Genomic DNA, 388 nt, shown 5'->3' with positions numbered 1-388 from the left:
TCACATTAGAAAACAAATGGGTTGCTTATTTTTTTATCTAGTTGTTTCCTTATATGAATTTTTTTTATTTATTTGTATTAATTGCTGTTTCGAAAATCTTATCTTCATTTGAATTTATGTTAAGAATCAAAAAAACAGCCAACCTAATGATATTAGGTTTGTATTAATCAAAAGAAAGGATGATGGTAATGAATTCACCAATGATTTATGAACTTCGTCGACCTGCACAGACTGAACCAGGTAAAACCTATCCTGCGTTGTTTTTAATGCACGGGATTGGCAGTAATGAACAGAATATGCTGTCGCTTGTAAACGGATTAGAAGACCGTTTTTATATTTTTAGTATCCGTGGCCATCTTCCACAACCACCAGGTTACGCATTTTTTAC

At 32.5% G+C, this 388-nt stretch carries 1 pseudogene; it reads left to right on the top strand.

The window, feature by feature from the left end:
* Positions 1-188: 188 nt before the first annotated feature.
* Positions 189-388: pseudogene (locus tag V7137_RS28800) on the top strand (alpha/beta hydrolase); the annotation flags it as partial.

The sequence above is a fragment of the Neobacillus drentensis genome, assembly GCF_036962765.1.
GTDB lineage: Bacteria > Bacillota > Bacilli > Bacillales > Cytobacillaceae > Neobacillus > Neobacillus drentensis_C.
This window is presented reverse-complemented; position numbering and strand designations above follow the sequence as displayed.